This window comes from Paenarthrobacter sp. GQ52, assembly GCF_059759005.1.
The window spans coordinates 786,489-802,617 of sequence record NZ_JCAXEJ010000001.1 but is presented as its reverse complement, the minus strand read 5'-3'; the positions used below and the strand labels follow the sequence as shown (position 1 = coordinate 802,617).

At 64.0% G+C, this 16,129-nt stretch carries 13 protein-coding genes; 1 reads left to right on the top strand and 12 read right to left on the bottom strand.

Annotated elements, in window-relative coordinates:
• Positions 1-337: 337 nt before the first annotated feature.
• The 3 genes from tyrS to AC6CH8_RS03555 all read right to left on the bottom strand — a co-directional run bounded on the left by tyrS (position 338) and on the right by AC6CH8_RS03555 (position 4,703).
• Complete coding sequence (tyrS, locus tag AC6CH8_RS03565; RefSeq protein ID WP_498188648.1) at positions 338-1,648, bottom strand: tyrosine--tRNA ligase; 1,311 nt, start codon at positions 1,646-1,648, stop codon at positions 338-340.
• Positions 1,649-1,685: 37 nt separating this feature from the next.
• A complete protein-coding gene (locus AC6CH8_RS03560; RefSeq protein WP_498188647.1) occupies positions 1,686-3,914 on the bottom strand; it encodes a HelD family protein in 2,229 nt (742 codons plus the stop codon).
• 132 nt (positions 3,915-4,046) lie between these two features.
• Positions 4,047-4,703, bottom strand: a complete 657-nt coding sequence (locus AC6CH8_RS03555) for a DNA-3-methyladenine glycosylase (RefSeq protein WP_498188668.1) — start codon at positions 4,701-4,703, stop codon at positions 4,047-4,049.
• Positions 4,704-4,798: 95 nt separating this feature from the next.
• Here AC6CH8_RS03555 and AC6CH8_RS03550 point away from each other — a divergent pair, with 95 nt between their 5' ends.
• Positions 4,799-6,367 (top strand): AlkA N-terminal domain-containing protein, encoded by a 1,569-nt coding sequence (locus AC6CH8_RS03550; RefSeq protein WP_498188646.1) that lies wholly within the window; start codon positions 4,799-4,801, stop codon positions 6,365-6,367.
• Between the two features lie 15 nt (positions 6,368-6,382).
• Here AC6CH8_RS03550 and AC6CH8_RS03545 read toward each other — a convergent pair whose 3' ends face one another.
• The 9 genes from AC6CH8_RS03545 to argC form a co-directional block, all read right to left on the bottom strand.
• Positions 6,383-7,120: a maleylpyruvate isomerase family mycothiol-dependent enzyme gene (locus AC6CH8_RS03545; RefSeq protein ID WP_498188645.1), complete on the bottom strand. Its 738-nt coding sequence runs from the start codon at positions 7,118-7,120 to the stop codon at positions 6,383-6,385.
• A gap of 82 nt (positions 7,121-7,202) precedes the next feature.
• Positions 7,203-8,618, bottom strand: a complete 1,416-nt coding sequence (gene argH, locus AC6CH8_RS03540; protein ID WP_498188644.1) for an argininosuccinate lyase — start codon at positions 8,616-8,618, stop codon at positions 7,203-7,205.
• On the bottom strand, positions 8,618-9,823 hold the full coding sequence (locus AC6CH8_RS03535) for an argininosuccinate synthase (protein WP_091466547.1): 1,206 nt from the start codon (positions 9,821-9,823) through the stop codon (positions 8,618-8,620). The genes argH and AC6CH8_RS03535 overlap by 1 nt, the downstream gene beginning before the upstream one ends.
• 71 nt (positions 9,824-9,894) lie before the next feature.
• Positions 9,895-10,431 (bottom strand): arginine repressor, encoded by a 537-nt coding sequence (locus AC6CH8_RS03530; protein ID WP_011774347.1) that lies wholly within the window; start codon positions 10,429-10,431, stop codon positions 9,895-9,897.
• Complete coding sequence (gene argF / locus AC6CH8_RS03525) at positions 10,431-11,438, bottom strand: ornithine carbamoyltransferase (RefSeq protein ID WP_498188643.1); 1,008 nt, start codon at positions 11,436-11,438, stop codon at positions 10,431-10,433. Before argF ends, AC6CH8_RS03530 begins: the two co-directional genes overlap by 1 nt.
• Positions 11,435-12,826, bottom strand: a complete 1,392-nt coding sequence (locus AC6CH8_RS03520; RefSeq protein ID WP_498188642.1) for an acetylornithine transaminase — start codon at positions 12,824-12,826, stop codon at positions 11,435-11,437. The genes argF and AC6CH8_RS03520 overlap by 4 nt, the downstream gene beginning before the upstream one ends.
• Positions 12,823-13,767, bottom strand: a complete 945-nt coding sequence (argB, locus tag AC6CH8_RS03515; protein WP_476117501.1) for an acetylglutamate kinase — start codon at positions 13,765-13,767, stop codon at positions 12,823-12,825. The genes AC6CH8_RS03520 and argB overlap by 4 nt, the downstream gene beginning before the upstream one ends.
• A 10-nt stretch (positions 13,768-13,777) precedes the next feature.
• Complete coding sequence (gene argJ / locus AC6CH8_RS03510) at positions 13,778-14,944, bottom strand: bifunctional glutamate N-acetyltransferase/amino-acid acetyltransferase ArgJ (RefSeq protein ID WP_498188641.1); 1,167 nt, start codon at positions 14,942-14,944, stop codon at positions 13,778-13,780.
• Entirely contained in the window at positions 14,941-15,984 is a 1,044-nt protein-coding gene (gene argC / locus AC6CH8_RS03505; protein ID WP_091466543.1) for an N-acetyl-gamma-glutamyl-phosphate reductase, read from the bottom strand. The genes argJ and argC overlap by 4 nt, the downstream gene beginning before the upstream one ends.
• Between the last annotated feature and the right edge of the window lie 145 nt (positions 15,985-16,129).

Genomic DNA, 16,129 nt, shown 5'->3' with positions numbered 1-16,129 from the left:
AATCTTTCCGCATCAGCGGCGGCGACTCGAATAACTTTACACGCGCCCAACCCCCACACCAAATCCACCCCAACACCACGCAAAAACCCCGCAAACACAAGGAAAACACGCCCAAAAGCGCTCCAATCAGCTCAAAGAGACATTTGTGAAGCGCGTCACCCGGACGAACCCGCGGGATGTGAGAGAGCCATGCCCCCCAAACCCGCGGGATGTGGGAGAGCGTCGGGAGGAGGCGGCACCCAGCCATCCCAACACTTCCCCAACCACGTTCAAACGCAGAAAGGGCCGGCAACCATAACGGTTGCCGGCCTTTTCGGAACTGGACTACTGATGAAACCTAGGCCGAAACCTTGATGGTTGCCAGGTTCTTCTTGCCGCGGCGGATCAGCAAATAGCGGCCGTGAAGCAGTTCGTCGCGGGCAATGACAGCGTCGGGATCGGACACCTTGGTGTTGTTCACGTACGCACCGCCCTCGCCAACAGTTCGACGAGCAGCAGACTTGCTGTCCGAGAGCCCCGAAGCGACCAAGAGGTCGATGATGCCAAGTCCGTCGGCGCCAACGGTGGTGGAGGGAAGTTCCGCAGTGGCTGCTTCAAGGGTGCGCTCATCCAGTACCGTGAGGTCGCCGTTGCCGAAAAGCGCAGCCGAAGCGGCGATGACTTTCTCGGTTGCGTCGACGCCGTGCACCAAGGAGGTCACTTCGAAGGCAAGCTTCTTCTGGCCTTCCCGGGCAAACGGGCGCTCCTCCACAGACTGACCAAGCGCCTCGATCTCGGCGCGCGACAGGAAGGTGAACACCTTGAGTCGATCAACCACATCAGCATCGGCGGTGTTGAGCCAGAACTGGTAGAACGTGTACGGGCTGCACATGTCCGGGTCCAGCCAAATGGCGTTGCCTTCGCTCTTGCCGAACTTGGTGCCGTCAGAGTTGGTGATGAGCGGCGTGCCCAGGGCATGGACGCTCTTGCCTTCCACCTTGCGGATGAGTTCGGTCCCGCTGGTGAGGTTGCCCCACTGGTCCGAGCCGCCTGTCTGCAGGGCGCAGCCGTAGTCACGGAAGAGCTGGAGGTAGTCCATGCCCTGCAGGATCTGGTAGCTGAACTCTGTGTAGCTGATGCCTTCGTCTGAGTTCAGACGTGACGCCACGGCATCCTTGCGAAGCATGGTGCCTACTCGGAAGTGCTTGCCGATCTCCCGGAGGAAATCGATGGCACTGAGCGGTGCTGTCCAGTCCAGGTTGTTGACCATGCGGGCCGGGTTCCCGCCCTCGAAGCTGAGGAAGCGTCGCACCTGGCCCTGAAGGTAGCCAACCCACTCCGCGACGGTGTCCTTGGTGTTCAAGGTGCGCTCCGCCGTCGGACGGGGGTCACCGATCAGGCCGGTGGAACCGCCCACCAAACCGAGCGGTTTGTGGCCGGCCAACTGCAGGCGACGCATCACCAGCAACTGCACCAGGTTGCCCAGGTGCAGCGATGGCGCAGTGGGATCGAAGCCACAGTAATACGTGATCGGGTCCCCGGCGAGCAGCTTTTCCAGTTCAGTTTCATCAGTGGAAACGTGGACAAGGCCGCGCCATTTGAGCTCCTGCCAGACGTTGGCAAAGGCGGGATCGTTGTGCTGGGACTCGAGGTTGTTTACGTGTGACACGAGATCTAAGTTAGCAGGATTGCAGGGTCCGTTTTTCCTAGCGCTCGATGCCGGCGGGTACCGGCGCGGCCGCGATGAGGCGCAGGCGTTGCGTGGCACGGGTCATGGCGACGTAGAGGTCGCCTACCTTGCCGTGCTCATGGTTCAGCATGGCGGCCGGTTCCAGGACCACAACACCGTCGAATTCCAGGCCCTTGGCTTCCTTGGGACTGATCACCACGATGTCTTGCTGGTAGCTGCCTGCGCCGCTGCCGATGCGGCGTCCGTAGACCTCACGCAGCGCGGCGGTGGCCTGCGGCAGCAGCGGTCCGTCGGCGATGACAGCCAGCAGGCCGCCGTCGATCGCTTCCACTTCCTCCGGCAGGACCTCTACCAAGCGCTTGACGATGCCGTCCGCCTCCACATGGTCCACGATGGGCGACCATTTGCCTTCGCGTACGGCCTTGGGGGCCGAGACAACCAGGCCTGCGCGGTTGGCCATGCGGACAGCCGCCTCGGCAATCTGCGACGGCGTGCGGTAGTTCACGGTAAGTTCTTCCAGCGTCCAGCGGTCACCGAACGACGGCGCCAGCGCACTTTGCCACGAATTGGCACCGGCCGCTGCACTCGTTTGTGCAATGTCCCCCACTATGGTGAAGGACTTCAGCGGGCAACGCCGCACCAGGAGCCGCCATTGCATGGGCGAGAGTTCCTGGGCCTCGTCAACCACGATGTGGCCGAAGGCCCACGACCTATCACTCGTAGCGCGTTCGGCAGCGGTCAGCCGACCTTCACGTTCCTGGTTCTGCTCGGCAAGCTCTTCAGCTGTCACCAGTACGTCCACGCCCATCGCTTCCATGTTGGCGAGGGTCTGCTTGGCGTTGGCGAGATCGCGGGCACGGTCGGCTTCCTGCTGTGCCAATCCCCTCCCGGCGGCGGGATCCAGTTCACCCAGCAACTCTGCAGCCTCATCCAGCAACGGAACATCCGCTTCCGTCCAAGGGGCATCCACAGGACGCTGCAGCAGGGCGCGCTGTCCCGCAGTCAGGTGCGGCGTGCAGGCTTCGAGGATGGCCGGTTTGCTGAAGAGTTCAGAGATAAGTTTCTCGGGCGTCATGGGCATCCAGCAGAGGTTCAGTGCAATACGTACGTCGCGGGCAGACCTAACATCTTCCGCCAGGTAGGCCCGATCGGCGTTGTTGCCGATGTTGCCTTCCTCGACCAGGTCCGTGAGTTGTTCCGTGAGCTCGCGCAGGAGGATTTTGACGAACGTGAGTCGGGCTTCGTTGTGGGGCTTTCCTGTGGCGCGGGCTTTCTCCCGGGCACGGCGCACCTGGCGGACCGTCAGCGTCAGCTTCCGCGAATCGACTTCGAGGATGCGGTCCTCGGCGGGCGTCCGCTGCCGGTTGGCCACGGCATTTGCCACCACGGTTGCCATGTCCAGCTTGCCTTTCAGGGCAGCAACATCCGCATCTTCTTCGGGAATAGCGTGGATCCCGGGCATGAGGCGTCCCAGGCTGGCCATGACCACACCCGTCTCGCCGAGCGATGGCAACACTCGTTCGATGTAGTGCATGAAGGACGACGACGGGCCCACGAGTAGGACGCCGGCGCTCTTGAGCCGCTCACGGTGCGTGTACAGCAGGTAGGCGGCACGGTGCAGGGCCACGGCGGTCTTGCCTGTTCCGGGACCGCCCTGCACTACCAGTGCTCCGGAGATGGAGGAACGGATGATCCGGTCCTGCTCGGACTGGATGGTGCCCACGATGTCCGACATACGGCCCGTGCGCTTGGAATTGAGCGCAGCCAGCAGGGCGCCTTCGCCCTGAAGCGAGTCGTTGTCCGCGAGCATCCCTGCGTCCAGGACGTCGTCTTCAATCGCTTTTACGTCCCGCCCCTGAAGGATCAGGTGGCGACGACGACGCACGCCTTGACGGTCGAACGCGGTTGCCTGATAGAAGTGGCCGGCTTCCGGCGCACGCCAGTCGACCATAAGGCGCTGCAGATCGGCGGTGGACAGCCCGATGCGGCCAATGTACTGAGCCTCACCGGAGTCGAGGTCAAGGCGGCCAAAGACCAGGCGATCGTCGACGGCGTCGAGCTGGGCCAGACGGTCTTCGTACAGTGCCGCGAACGCGTCACGTTCTGAGACGTTCTGCATGGTTCCCACCGCGCCGGCCTTGCGCACCTGCGCCAGCTGGGCGCGCTTTTCGGCGCGCAGCTCATCAAGCCGGGCATACAGCCCGGCAACATATTCCTGCTCGTGGACCAAATCAGCGTCGTGCATCGAACCGTAACCCCTATCGCAAAAGACAGACCGTCCATTCTACAGCGATTTTGGTAAACGTGGGGGGTCCACGTCATACGGCGGACTGCGTCACAAAAAGTTCATGTTTCACTGATCCACCAACGTCGAAATTCACCCGGCAGCGCTACGGGTCCGGGGCCGGGCAGCCTTGTACCTGGACACGGTGGGATCGTCCTCAATCCAAAACCGCCAAGGATATTCGGTGCTTCCACCTGGACCCGCTACGCCCACCCGCGGTCCGCTGGCGACGGCGGCTGCGGGCGTCGTCGGCAACCACAGGCTGAACGGTGAGGCGAGGGCGTCACGGCCAGTATCCGCCGTCGTGAGTCCCAGCGCGGAGGCGAGCCTGGCAGGTCCACTAGCCAGTTCCTTGTGCGACTTGGAGGCCGGCCTGCGAAGGGCAGCGAGCTCATCCCCGTCAACAATCTCTCCTGCCCGCAGAAGCAGCGCAGACGCTGAGCCGTCAGGACCGCAGACGATGTTGGCGCAGTAGTGCATGCCGTAGGTGAAGTAGACGTACAGGAAACCCGGCGGCCCGAACATTGGTGCATTCCGGGCGGTAGGACCACCGAAGGTATGGGAACCGGGGTCGGGATGCTCTGAATCGCGCGGGCCCATATAGGCCTCCACCTCTGTGAGCCTGACCGAGACTGGACAGGCTTCTGAGCTGTGGGTAAGTACCGCGCCAAGTATCAGCGGGGCGATGACACGTGGATCACCCCCAAGGAACTTGCGCACTTGGGACGGGCTGCTGACTCCGTTGTCCATGGACGGGCTCATGAGCAGACCCTAGCAGAATTTCCTGCCACGGCTATGTCCGATTTCCGCTAGCGAGGGCTTCGGACGACTGGAAGGATGAAGCCATGGACTTCTGGCAGCGATACCGGGCGATCGACGCCCGCGACACCCGGTTTGATGGTCAATTCTTCACTGCCGTCAGCTCCACGGGCATCTACTGCCGGCCGTCGTGCCCTGCCCGAACGCCCAAGGCTGAGAACGTCACCTTCTACGAAACCTCCGCGGCCGCCCATGAGGCCGGGTATCGCGCCTGCAAGCGTTGCCTGCCCGAAGCTGTGCCCGGAACGCCCGCGTGGAACATCCGTTCCGACATTGCGGGCCGCGCGATGAGATTGATTAACGACGGCGTGATCACTCGCGAAGGCGTCGACGGCCTCGCGAACCGCCTGGGCTACTCCGCGCGGCAACTCAACCGCATTCTCAGCAACGAACTCGGCGCGGGTCCCCTCTCACTGGCACGGGCAAGCAGGGCGCAGACCGCCAGGACCTTGCTGGTCTCCACCGACATGCTCCTCGCCGACGTTGCGTTCGCCTCGGGGTTCAACAGCGTGCGGCAATTCAACGACACCATTGGCGAGGTGTTCGCAATGACCCCGACGGCGGTGCGTGCCACCGGGGCGAAGTCCGCTTCTCGCCGAGGTACCGGGGCAGTTGGGCCGGCGCCATCCGCGCTGACTCTGAACCTGCCTTACAGGGACCCCTTCGATCCGGGCATTTTCGACTTCCTGGCAGTTCGTGCGATACCAGGCATCGAAAAAGCAACGACTGACAGCGACGGAAGCAGGAGCTACGCCCGCACGCTGCGGCTCCCCCGAGGCAGCGCATCCTTTTCGGTTACCTACAGCCCCTCAACACCCGGCAAACCCTTGCAACTCACAGCCACGGCCGTGGACCTGCACGACCTCCCGGCACTGTTGAGCCGGGTCCGCAGGCTATTCGACCTGGACGCCGATCCGCAGGCGATAGATGACGCCCTGGCAGCGGATCTGAGGCTTACGGCTAGCGTCGCCGCGCTCCCGGGGATGCGCGTGCCGGGTGCTGTGGATCCCCAGGAATTGCTCATCCGGGCAATGATCGGACAGCAGATCACCGTCGCCGCTGCCCGAACTGCCCTTACCCACTTAGCGGCTGCCGGAACCTCCGTCGATGGCTTTGCGCCAGACCTTGATCGACTATTTCCAACGGCAGCTGAACTCGCCGAGCACGGGCGTGCCTTACTCCGAGGACCACAGCGCCGCATCGACTCCATCGTGGCCGCAGCCGAGGGCATGGCCAGCGGGGCGCTCGACTTCGGCTACGGCGACGATCCGGCCAGCCTCGGCAGCAAACTGCTTCCGTTACCAGGCGTTGGGCCGTGGACCGTGGGGTACGTTGCCATGCGGGTGCTTGGCGCTCCGGATGTGTTCCTGGCCAACGACGCGGCAATTAGGAACGGCGTGAAGGCGCTGCCCGCGGGCCCGGGACTCAGCTCAGACTTCAGGGAGGTCAGCCCGTGGCGTTCGTACGCCACCATGCACCTGTGGAGGGCAGCGGCCGTGAAGACCAAGAGCAAATTGCTCCCTGAAGGTGAGCGAGCGACCGGCTCAAACCCGAGGGACATGAGAGAGCATCCAGCTCAAACCCGAGGGACATGAGAGAGCGACCGTGTGTCAGCGGGCCGCCGGCTGCGCGGCCGGCCAAGGCAGCAGCTCCGGCAGGTCCACTCCGTCAGCGGCTGCAGTAGCCCTGAGGCTCCCAAGGCTTGGCTCGCGGCCCGCTAGCCACGCGGCGATGTCGGTCAGCATGCCGGTAATCGCGATGGAGGTGCCGCCGCTGCCGATCGTCCCCTGAGGCAGACCTGTGGGCTGCAGAACGAATTTGTACGAGTCAGGAACGCGAGCGGCGAGGAAGCCGATCAGGTGTTCGCAAAAAGGCCTGTTCCACGTCTCCGGACCGTAACCCAAGCCAAGGTCGGCAGCATGAATCGTGAGTTCGCGCCACAGGGCCAGGCCGCCGTCGAGCACTGTGCCGTCCCGGTACGCGATCCGCGCCTGCCAGTCCTCCGGGCCCAAGGCATCGAACGCGGCAATCGCCGCATCCAAGGCGGTGGTGACGGCCTCCGTGTGCTGCGTGAGGCTGTGCCCTGCAGCGAGTGCGATGGCCTTGTTACGGCCGTCCATGCCGCCGTCGTACAGTTCCCCGGTTTCGCCGCGGCGCGCGTACTCAAGTTGCCGAGCCATGGCGTTCGCGATTCCGGCAAGGTGGGCCAGGACGTGACCCCGGGTCCAGCCTGGAAGCTCTGACGGTTCAGCGACGGATGAGTCGTCCAGTTTGGCGAGGAGGCGGGTGACGGTGCCGGCGGCTTTGTGAAGCTCTGCGGGCAACATCTCGGGGGTGATCTGAGTCATAGCGCCATGTTAACGCACCGCGGGACGGCACCTCGCGTTGCCCTGCCCGAAGGCATGGCCGCGACGTGCCGTCCCGAGTGGTCTAGCTGGCGTAGGAACGCGCTGCGTCCAGTTCCGCTTCAAGGGCAGCCAATTGGCGTTCGACGGCGGCCGGTGCCGTTCCGCCCTGCGAGTTGCGGCTGTTGAGCGAACCTTCGGTGCTCAGAACGCTGCGGACCTCGGGAGTCAGGTGCTCGGAGATCGCTGAGTACTCTTCATCCGTCAGGTCCCACAGCTCCACGCCGCGGCCTTCGGCTTGCTTGACCGCCGCACCGGACAGCTCATGGGCCTCACGGAACGGAACGCCCTGCCGGACAAGCCACTCAGCAATGTCCGTGGCCAACGCGAAGCCCTGAGGGGCCAGCGATTCCATGCGCTCCGTGTTGAACTTCAGCGTGGCTATCATGCCGGACACGGCCGGAAGCAGCAGCTCCAGGGTGTCCGCGGCGTCGAAGACCGGTTCCTTGTCCTCCTGCAGGTCGCGGTTGTACGCGAGCGGCAGGCCCTTGAGCGTCGCCAGCAGGCCAGTCAGGTTGCCGATGAGGCGACCTGCCTTGCCGCGTGCGAGCTCGGCGACGTCCGGGTTCTTCTTCTGCGGCATGATCGAGGACCCCGTGGAGTACGAATCATGCAGCGTCACGAAGGAGAACTCCTTGGTTGCCCAGAAGATGACTTCCTCGGAGATCCGGGAGAGGTCCACGCCAATCATGGAACACACCCAGGCGAACTCGGCGAAAACATCGCGTGAGGCGGTGCCATCGATCGAGTTGTGGACCGCCGAGAAGAAACCAAGGTCCGCGGCAACAGCCTCGGGGTCCAGTCCCAGGGAGGAACCGGCCAGCGCACCCGAACCATAGGGCGAAACACCGGCGCGCTTGTCCCAGTCCTGGAGTCGCTGCACGTCGCGAAGCAGTGCCCAGGCATGCGCCAGAAGGTGGTGGCTCAGCAACACCGGCTGCGCGTGCTGCAAGTGTGTCCGGCCCGGCATGGCGACGCCCTGGTGGGCTTTTGCCTGCTCAACCAGTGCGTCGATGGTGGCAAGCACGCCGCCGGCGATGATCCGGGCGTGGTCACGCAGGAACATGCGGCCCAAGGTGGCAACCTGATCGTTGCGGGAACGGCCAGCGCGGAGCTTGCCACCCAACTGGGTTCCTGCGCGCTCGATCAGGCCACGCTCAAGTGAGCCGTGCACATCCTCGTCGCTCTCAGCCGGGAGGTAGGCGCCGCTCGCGACGTCCTCGTCCAGCTGGTTGAGGGCGGCGAGCATGCCTTCGAGCTCGGCGTCGTCCAACAGTCCGGCCTTGGCCAGCACGCGGGCGTGCGCCTTGGAACCGGCGATGTCATAGCGGGCCAGACGCCAGTCAAAGTGCGTGGACTTGCTCAGTGCGGCCAGCGCATCCGCGGGGCCGCCGGCGAACCGGCCGCCCCACAGTGCACCTTCGTTGGTTGCCGACGTCATTACTCGCCTGCGACGCGCAGGTCGCGGCCGGAGGCAACCTTGGAGGACATGCCCCACAGCTCGATGAAACCACGTGCCATGGACTGGTCGAAGGTATCGCCGGTGTCGTAGGTGGCGAGGTCGAAGTCGTACAGCGAGGTCTCGGAGCGGCGACCGTTGACGATTGCCTGGCCACCGTGGAGGACCATGCGGATGTCGCCGGAAACATACTGCTGCGTGTCTTCGATGAAGGCGTCCAGGGAGCGCTTGAGCGGGGAGAACCACTGTCCGTCGTAGACCAGCTCTGCCCAGCGCTGGCCAACAGTTGCCTTGAAGCGGGCCTGTTCGCGCTCGATAGTGATGTCCTCGAGGTGCTTGTGCGCGGTGATCAGCGCCATGGCACCCGGGGCTTCATAGATTTCGCGGGACTTGATGCCGACGAGGCGGTCTTCAACGACGTCGATGCGGCCAACGCCCTGGGCGCCTGCACGGCGGTTCAGCTCCTGGATGGCCTGCAGCGGGGTGACCTTTACGCCGTCGATCGCTACCGGAACACCGGCCTGGAAGGAGATGGTGACCTCATCGGGCGCCGGCGGGAATTCCGGGGTGGCGGTGTAGTCGTAGATGTCCTTGGTAGGAGCGTTCCAGATGTCCTCAAGGTAACCGGTCTCGACGGCGCGTCCCCAGACGTTCTGGTCGATCGAGTACGGGTTCTTCTTAGTGGTCTCGATCGGCAGTCCCTTTTCCTCGGCGAAGGCGATGGCCTTGTCGCGGGTCAGGGCGAGGTCGCGGACGGGTGCAATGCACTTCAGGTCCGGGCCGAGGGTCTGGATGCCAACTTCGAAACGGACCTGGTCGTTGCCCTTGCCGGTGCAGCCGTGGGCAACGGTGGTGGCACCGAATTCGCGGGCAGCCTTCACGAGGTGCTTCACGATGACCGGACGGGAGATAGCCGAAACCAACGGGTAGTGGCCCTGGTAGAGGGCGTTGGCCTTCAGGGTGGGCATGGCGTACTCGTTGGCGAACTCGTCACGGGCGTCGGCCACGTAAGCCTCAACCGCGCCGCAACCGAGAGCGCGCTGGCGAATGGTCTCCAGCGACTCGCCGCCCTGTCCGACGTCGACGGCCACGGCGATGACCTCGGCGCCGGTGGCTTCACCGATCCAGCCGATGGCTACGGAAGTATCAAGGCCACCGGAGTAGGCCAGAACAATGCGCTCAGTCACGAGAGTGCTCCTTTGTTATTGCTTGGTTCATTCGAATCAATGCTGTGTGAATCAATGCTGAAAAAGATCAATTAGTTGCCAGGCCCGGCTTCTTCGGCCATGCGCAGGAAACGCGCTGCCAGTTCCGCCCCGCCATCGGGATCCCGTGCGACCAGCAGCAAAGTGTCGTCGCCTGCGATCGTACCCAATACCGACGGCATCACGGAGTGATCAACGGCCAGGGCCAGGAAGTTGGCTGCTCCCGGTGGGGTGCGGAGGACCACGATGTTGCCCGATGCCTCAGCTGTCACCAGGAGTTCGCCGCAAAGCCGCGTCAGCCGCGCATCCAGGATTTCCTGGGTGACGCCGCTCTTGGCATTGCGGTCCCCACCCTCCCCCGGGACAGCGTAAACAAGTGCGCCTTCCTTGCCCCGGACCCGTACGGCGCCCAGTTCCACGAGGTCGCGGGACAGGGTGGCCTGGGTGACCTGGACGCCGTCGTCCGCCAGCAGGGCTGCAAGCTCTGCTTGTGAACGCACGGACTCACCCGTCAGGATCGCGGTGATACGCGCCTGGCGGGCAGTCTTTGTGGCTGGGCTGGCGCCCGGCACGGAAGGATTGGTGGACACTAGAACGTGCTCTCCCCGGTTCCCTCGACGGGAGAAAGACCATCCACGAAAGCAAGCCCGGAGCGGTGCATCAGCCAGGCCATCAGTGCCTTCTGAGCGTGCAGGCGGTTCTCCGCCTCGTCCCAGACAATCGACTGCGGGCCGTCGATCACTCCGGCGGAAATTTCGTAGCCGCGGTAGGCCGGGAGGCAGTGAAGCACGACGGCGTCCGGCGCGGCGTGCGCCATGGCGGCCTCATCCACGGAGTAGTCGCGGAAGAGCTGCAGCCGGGCTTCCTTTTCGGCTTCCTGGCCCATGGATACCCACGTGTCCGTTGCTACGACGTCGGCGCCCTTGAGGGCTTCTGCAGCATCGCTGGTGATGAGCACTGAGCCGCCTGTCTCGGCCGCACGCTCCTCGGCAGCCGCCACGATCTCCGGCGCCGGAAGATAGCCTTCGGGACCGGAAATGCGCACATGCATTCCGGCCGTCACACCGGCAAGGAGGTAGGAATTGGCCATGTTGTTGGCGGAGTCACCCAGATAGGCCATGCTCAAGCCGGCCAGTTCACCCTTGTGCTCCTTGACGGCCAGGAGGTCGGCCAGGAGCTGGCAGGGGTGGTAGTCGTCGCACAAGGCGTTGATGACGGGGACCTTGGAGTTTTCCGCCATGCCCACCAGGCCCGAGTGGGCACCTGTCCGCCAGACGATGGTGGACACCATGCGCTCCAGGACCTTCGCCGTATCCTCCACGGATTCCTTGTGGCCGATCTGGGCTTCACCCGGGTTGATGATCAGTGCGTTGCCGCCCATGTCCGCGATGCCGGTGGCGAAAGAAACACGCGTGCGGGTGGAGGTCTTGTCAAAGATCACGGCCACCGTCTTACGGCCGTTGCCCTCGGCGGCGAAGGGCTGCACGCTGTACGGCGCTGCCTTCATCCGTGCGGCGAGTTCCAAAACCTCAGCTTGCTCGGCGGGACTCAGGTCCGTGTCCTTGAGGAAGTGACGGGTGGTGTTGGTAGTAGTCACTGTGCGTCCTTAGCGGTGTTGGCTGTAGCCGTAGCGATCAGGGTGGGTAATGCATCCAGGAAGCGATCCGCTTGATCGATGGTCAGGATCAGCGGCGGCGCAAGGCGGATAGTCCTCGGGCCCGGGCTGTTGATGATGAAGCCTGCGTCCAAAGCTGCGGTAACCATGGCAGGTGCGATGTCGGTATTCACATCGAAGCCAATCAACAGACCCTCGCCGCGAACTTCAGTGACAGCCTCGATGGCGGCCAGTCCCTCACGAAGGTGGGCGCCGACAGTGAACACGTTCTGCAGCACACCTTGGCTTTCGATGGCGTGCAGCGTGGCCAAAGCGGCGGCCGTAGCCACTGGGTTCCCACCGAAAGTGGTGCCGTGCTGCCCGGCGGTGAGCAGGGCCGACGTCGTACTTCCGAACGTGACCAAGGCACCCACAGGAAAACCGCCGCCGAGCCCCTTGGCGAGGGTCACGGCGTCGGGAACAATTCCGGCGTCTTCGCTGGCGAGCCATTTACCGGTCCGGCCGATGCCGGTTTGTACCTCATCCAAGATCAGCAGGGCTCCCGCTGCGGTGGTCACCTCGCGGGCTGCCTGCAGGTATTCGGCGCTAAGTGGGCGGACGCCCGCTTCGCCCTGGATGGGTTCCAGGAACACGGCCGCTGTGGAATCGTCGACGGCGGCACGCAAGGCTTCGATGTCGCCGAACGGGATGTGAACCACACCACCGGGCAGAGGTTCAAAGGGCGCACGGTAGGCCTCCTTGGCCGTGAGCGCCAAGGCACCCATGGTTCGGCCGTGGAAGGCGCCCTCCAGGGCGATGACCTTGGTGCGCTTTCCATCGGAGTTGTTACGTCGTGCCAGCTTGAACGCTGCCTCGTTGGCCTCAGTACCGGAGTTGGCAAAAAAGACCTTGGAACCAGCCGGAGCTTTGGTGAGGGCGAGGAGCTTTTCAGCCAAAGCAATTTGCGTGGGGCTCGTGAAGAAGTTCGAGACGTGCCCGAGCGTGGCCAACTGGCTGGAGATCACTGACGTGACGAAGGGGTGCGCGTGACCCAGTGCGTTCACAGCGATGCCACCCAGGAGGTCCAGGTATTCCTTGCCGTCGGCGTCCCAAACGAGGCAGCCTGCGCCGCGAACCAGTACCCGCTGCGGGGTGCCAAAGACACCCATGAGGGACGACGAGTAACGGGCAAGCCAGTCAGCGCCATTACTCACTCCAGTAATGACGGAAGCTTTGGCCTCCGATCCGGCGATGGACCCCCGGGTGTGGTCGGGCACCGCGATGGGCCCACTGCCGCCGGGGCCCCCGTCCGAGCTTGCGAGGATGGGGAGCGGCTGGGGACGGGCGGGGGGTCCATCGCCGGTCGGGTTGAGGCCAACAGTTTCGCTCATGCGTTCACTTCCTCATTGGGTACTACTTGTGTGCCGATGCCTGCGGTGGTGAAAGTTTCCAGCAGCATCGAGTGCGGGAGGCGGCCGTCAACGATGTGTGCGCGTTCCACGCCTTCGTCGATGGCTTTGAGGCAAGCGGCCATCTTTGGGATCATCCCCGACTCGAGCTTGGGCAGCATCTCGCGGAGTTCCGATGCGGTGAGCGAAGAGATCAGCGACGATTTGTCCGGCCAGTTGGCGTACAGGCCCTCGACGTCGGTCAGGATGACAAGCTTGGTGGCGCCCAAGGCGGATGCGACGGCGGCAGCTGCAGTGTCCGCGTTGACGTTGAGGACCTGTCCCGTCGTAGGACCGGAACCGTTGCCGTCGTCGAGAATTTCCGGGGCGACCGTTGAGATGACCGGGATGCGGCCGGCGTCGAGAATGTCCTTGATTCCGGCGGGATCCACGCCCACCACTTCTCCCACCAGGCCGAGGTCCACCTCTTCGCCGTCAACAACAGTGCCCGTGCGGACGGCACGCAACAAGCCGCCATCTTCGCCGGACATGCCCACGGCATAGGGACCGTGGGAGTTGATGAGGCCGACGAGTTCGCGACCGACTTGGCCCGTGAGGACCATGCGGACCACGTCCATGGCTTCAGGGGTGGTGACGCGAAGGCCGCCCTTGAACTCGGACTCGATGCCGAGACGACCGAGCATGGAGTTGATCTGGGGGCCACCGCCGTGGACCACTACGGGGTGGATGCCAACGTGGTGGAGGAACACAATGTCCTCCGCGAAGGCACGACGAAGGTCATCGTTGACCATCGCGTTGCCGCCGTACTTGATCACCATGGTGGTACCGGCGAAACGCTGGATCCACGGGAGGGCCTCGATCAGTGTCCCGGCTTTGTCCTGGGCGTCACTCATGGAGGTGGTTTCGCGGGTGTGCGCAGTCATGGTCATCCGCTCAGCTCGAGTATGCGCTGTTCTCGTGCACGTAATCGTGCGTGAGGTCGTTGGTCCAAATGGTGGCCTCGGCATCGCCGGCCTGCAGGTCGATTTCGACCAACACTTCGCGCGGCTCCAGGTCCACCAGGTTGCGGTCCTCGCCGATTGCGCCGTTGCGGCAGATTTGCACACCGTTCATTGCGACGTTGAGTTGGTCCGCCTCGAATACGGCGTCAGTTGTTCCCACAGCCGAGAGCACGCGGCCCCAGTTAGGGTCCTTGCCGAAGATGGCGGCTTTGAACAGGTTGGAGCGGGCAACACTGCGGCTGACGATTTCGGCGTCGCGTTCGCTGGCGGCGTTGAACGTCCGGATAGCGATGTCGTGGCTGGCGCCCTCGGCGTCACCGATGAGCTTGCGTGCCAGTTCGGCGCAGACCTGGGTGACCGCTTCGCTCAACTGTTCGGCAGACGGCAACGCCTCGGACGCCCCTGATGCCAACAGCACCACGGTGTCGTTGGTGGACATGCAGCCGTCCGAGTCCGCCCGATCAAAGGTGACGCGCGTGGCGTCCCGGAGGACGACGTCGAGCTCATCCGCAGGAACCTCGGCGTCGGTGGTAAGGACCACAAGCATCGTTGCCAGGCCCGGCGCCAACATGCCGGCACCCTTGGCGATGCCACCGACGGTGAACTGTTTGCCCTCGGCGTCGGTGCCCGTGAAAACCGCTTCCTTGGACACGCTGTCCGTGGTCATGATCGCCGTGGCCGCAGCGGAGCCGCCATCTTCCGACAGTTCACGGAAGGCGGACTCGACGCCGGGAAGAACCTTGTCCATGGGCAGCTGCTCGCCGATCAGGCCGGTTGAGCAGACCACGACGTCGGAAGCAGAGACTCCCAGCACGTCTGCCACTTTCTCGGCCGTGGCGTGGGTGTTCTGGAAGCCCTGTGGACCGGTGCAGGCGTTGGCTCCACCGGAGTTCAGGACCACGGCATCCACTCGACCGTCGCTGACCACCTGACGCGACCAGTGGACCGGTGCAGCAGCCACGCGGTTGGAGGTAAAGACGGCGGCGGCGGACTTTTGCGGTCCGTCGTTGACTACAAGGGCCAAGTCCGGGTTGCCCGAAGCCTTGATGCCGGCTTTGATGCCTGCGGCGCGGAATCCCTTGGGGGCGGTAATGGTCACGGTGCAACTCCCTGCAGGTTCAGGCCGGCGGTTTCATCCAGGCCGAGGGCAATGTTCATGGACTGCACGGCTCCGCCGGCGGTCCCCTTGGTGAGGTTGTCGATAGCGCACGTCACGATCACGCGGCCCGTGTGGGCGTCGAAAGCCAACTGCATTACGGCGTGGTTGGAGCCCTGGACCGACTTGGTGGTGGGCCACTGGCCCTCCGGAAGGAGGTGCACGAACGGTTCGTCGTCGTAGGCGTCTGTCCAGGCTTGGCGCAGTTCGGCTTCAGTAACACTGCGTCCTGCCTGCGGCCGCACCTTGGCCGTCGCCGTCGTCAGGATGCCGCGGCTCATCGGAACCAGTGTTGGCGTGAAGGAGACTGTTACCGGCTCGCCGGCAGCGTTGGCCAGTCCCTGTTCGATCTCAGGCGTGTGCCGGTGTCCGCCGCCGACGCCGTAAGGGCTCATGGAACCCATGACTTCAGCGCCAATCAAATTGACTTTGGCAGCCTTGCCCGCGCCTGAGGTCCCTGATGCAGAGACAATCACGACGTCGTCCGTCAGGAGGAGGTTGTTGGCGAACCCGGGCGTCAAGGCGAGCAGGGCCGACGTCGGGTAGCACCCGGGAACGGCGATGCGCGTGGCACCTTTGAGGGCTTCGCGCTGACCAGGGAGCTCCGGAAGACCGTAAGGCCAGGTGCCCGCGTGGGCGGAGCCGTAAAACTTTTCCCATGCCGCGGCGTCCTGCAAACGGTGGTCAGCACCGGCGTCGATGACTACGGTGCCTTCAGGCAACTGCGCAGCGATCTCGGCTGAGGCACCGTGCGGCAGGGCAAGGAACACGACGTCATGGCCCGACAGGTTCTCCACGGTGGTGTCTTCCAGAATCCGGCTGGCCAAACCGTGGAGATGCGGCTGCAACTCCCCTAGTCTGGAACCGGCGTTGCTGTGCGCGGTGATGGCACCGATGGTGACGTTTGGATGGCCTGCCAGCAAGCGCAGCACTTCTCCCCCGGCGTAGCCGCTGGCACCGGAGACGGCAACTGAAATAGTCATGCCCCTACTGTACAGCAAGAATATTCATGCTGTCCGATATTTATGCATGCAGTTGTGAGCAGTCTCATTTTTTAGGGGATTGCACGTATGCTTAGTGAAGGGTGATCCAGACCGTGCAGTCCGAACGTCGGCTGCAGCGTTGCCC

Coding starts and splice junctions, on each gene's coding strand:
- AC6CH8_RS03550 (WP_498188646.1), top strand. CDS start 4,799: ATGGACTTCTGGCAGCGATACCGGGCGATCGACGCCCGCGACACCCGG.
- argC (WP_091466543.1), bottom strand. CDS start 15,984: ATGACTATTTCAGTTGCCGTCTCCGGTGCCAGCGGCTACGCCGGGGGA.
- AC6CH8_RS03520 (WP_498188642.1), bottom strand. CDS start 12,826: ATGAGCGAAACTGTTGGCCTCAACCCGACCGGCGATGGACCCCCCGCC.
- AC6CH8_RS03560 (WP_498188647.1), bottom strand. CDS start 3,914: ATGCACGACGCTGATTTGGTCCACGAGCAGGAATATGTTGCCGGGCTG.
- AC6CH8_RS03545 (WP_498188645.1), bottom strand. CDS start 7,120: ATGACTCAGATCACCCCCGAGATGTTGCCCGCAGAGCTTCACAAAGCC.
- argH (WP_498188644.1), bottom strand. CDS start 8,618: ATGACGTCGGCAACCAACGAAGGTGCACTGTGGGGCGGCCGGTTCGCC.
- AC6CH8_RS03555 (WP_498188668.1), bottom strand. CDS start 4,703: ATGGACAACGGAGTCAGCAGCCCGTCCCAAGTGCGCAAGTTCCTTGGG.
- argB (WP_476117501.1), bottom strand. CDS start 13,767: ATGACTGCGCACACCCGCGAAACCACCTCCATGAGTGACGCCCAGGAC.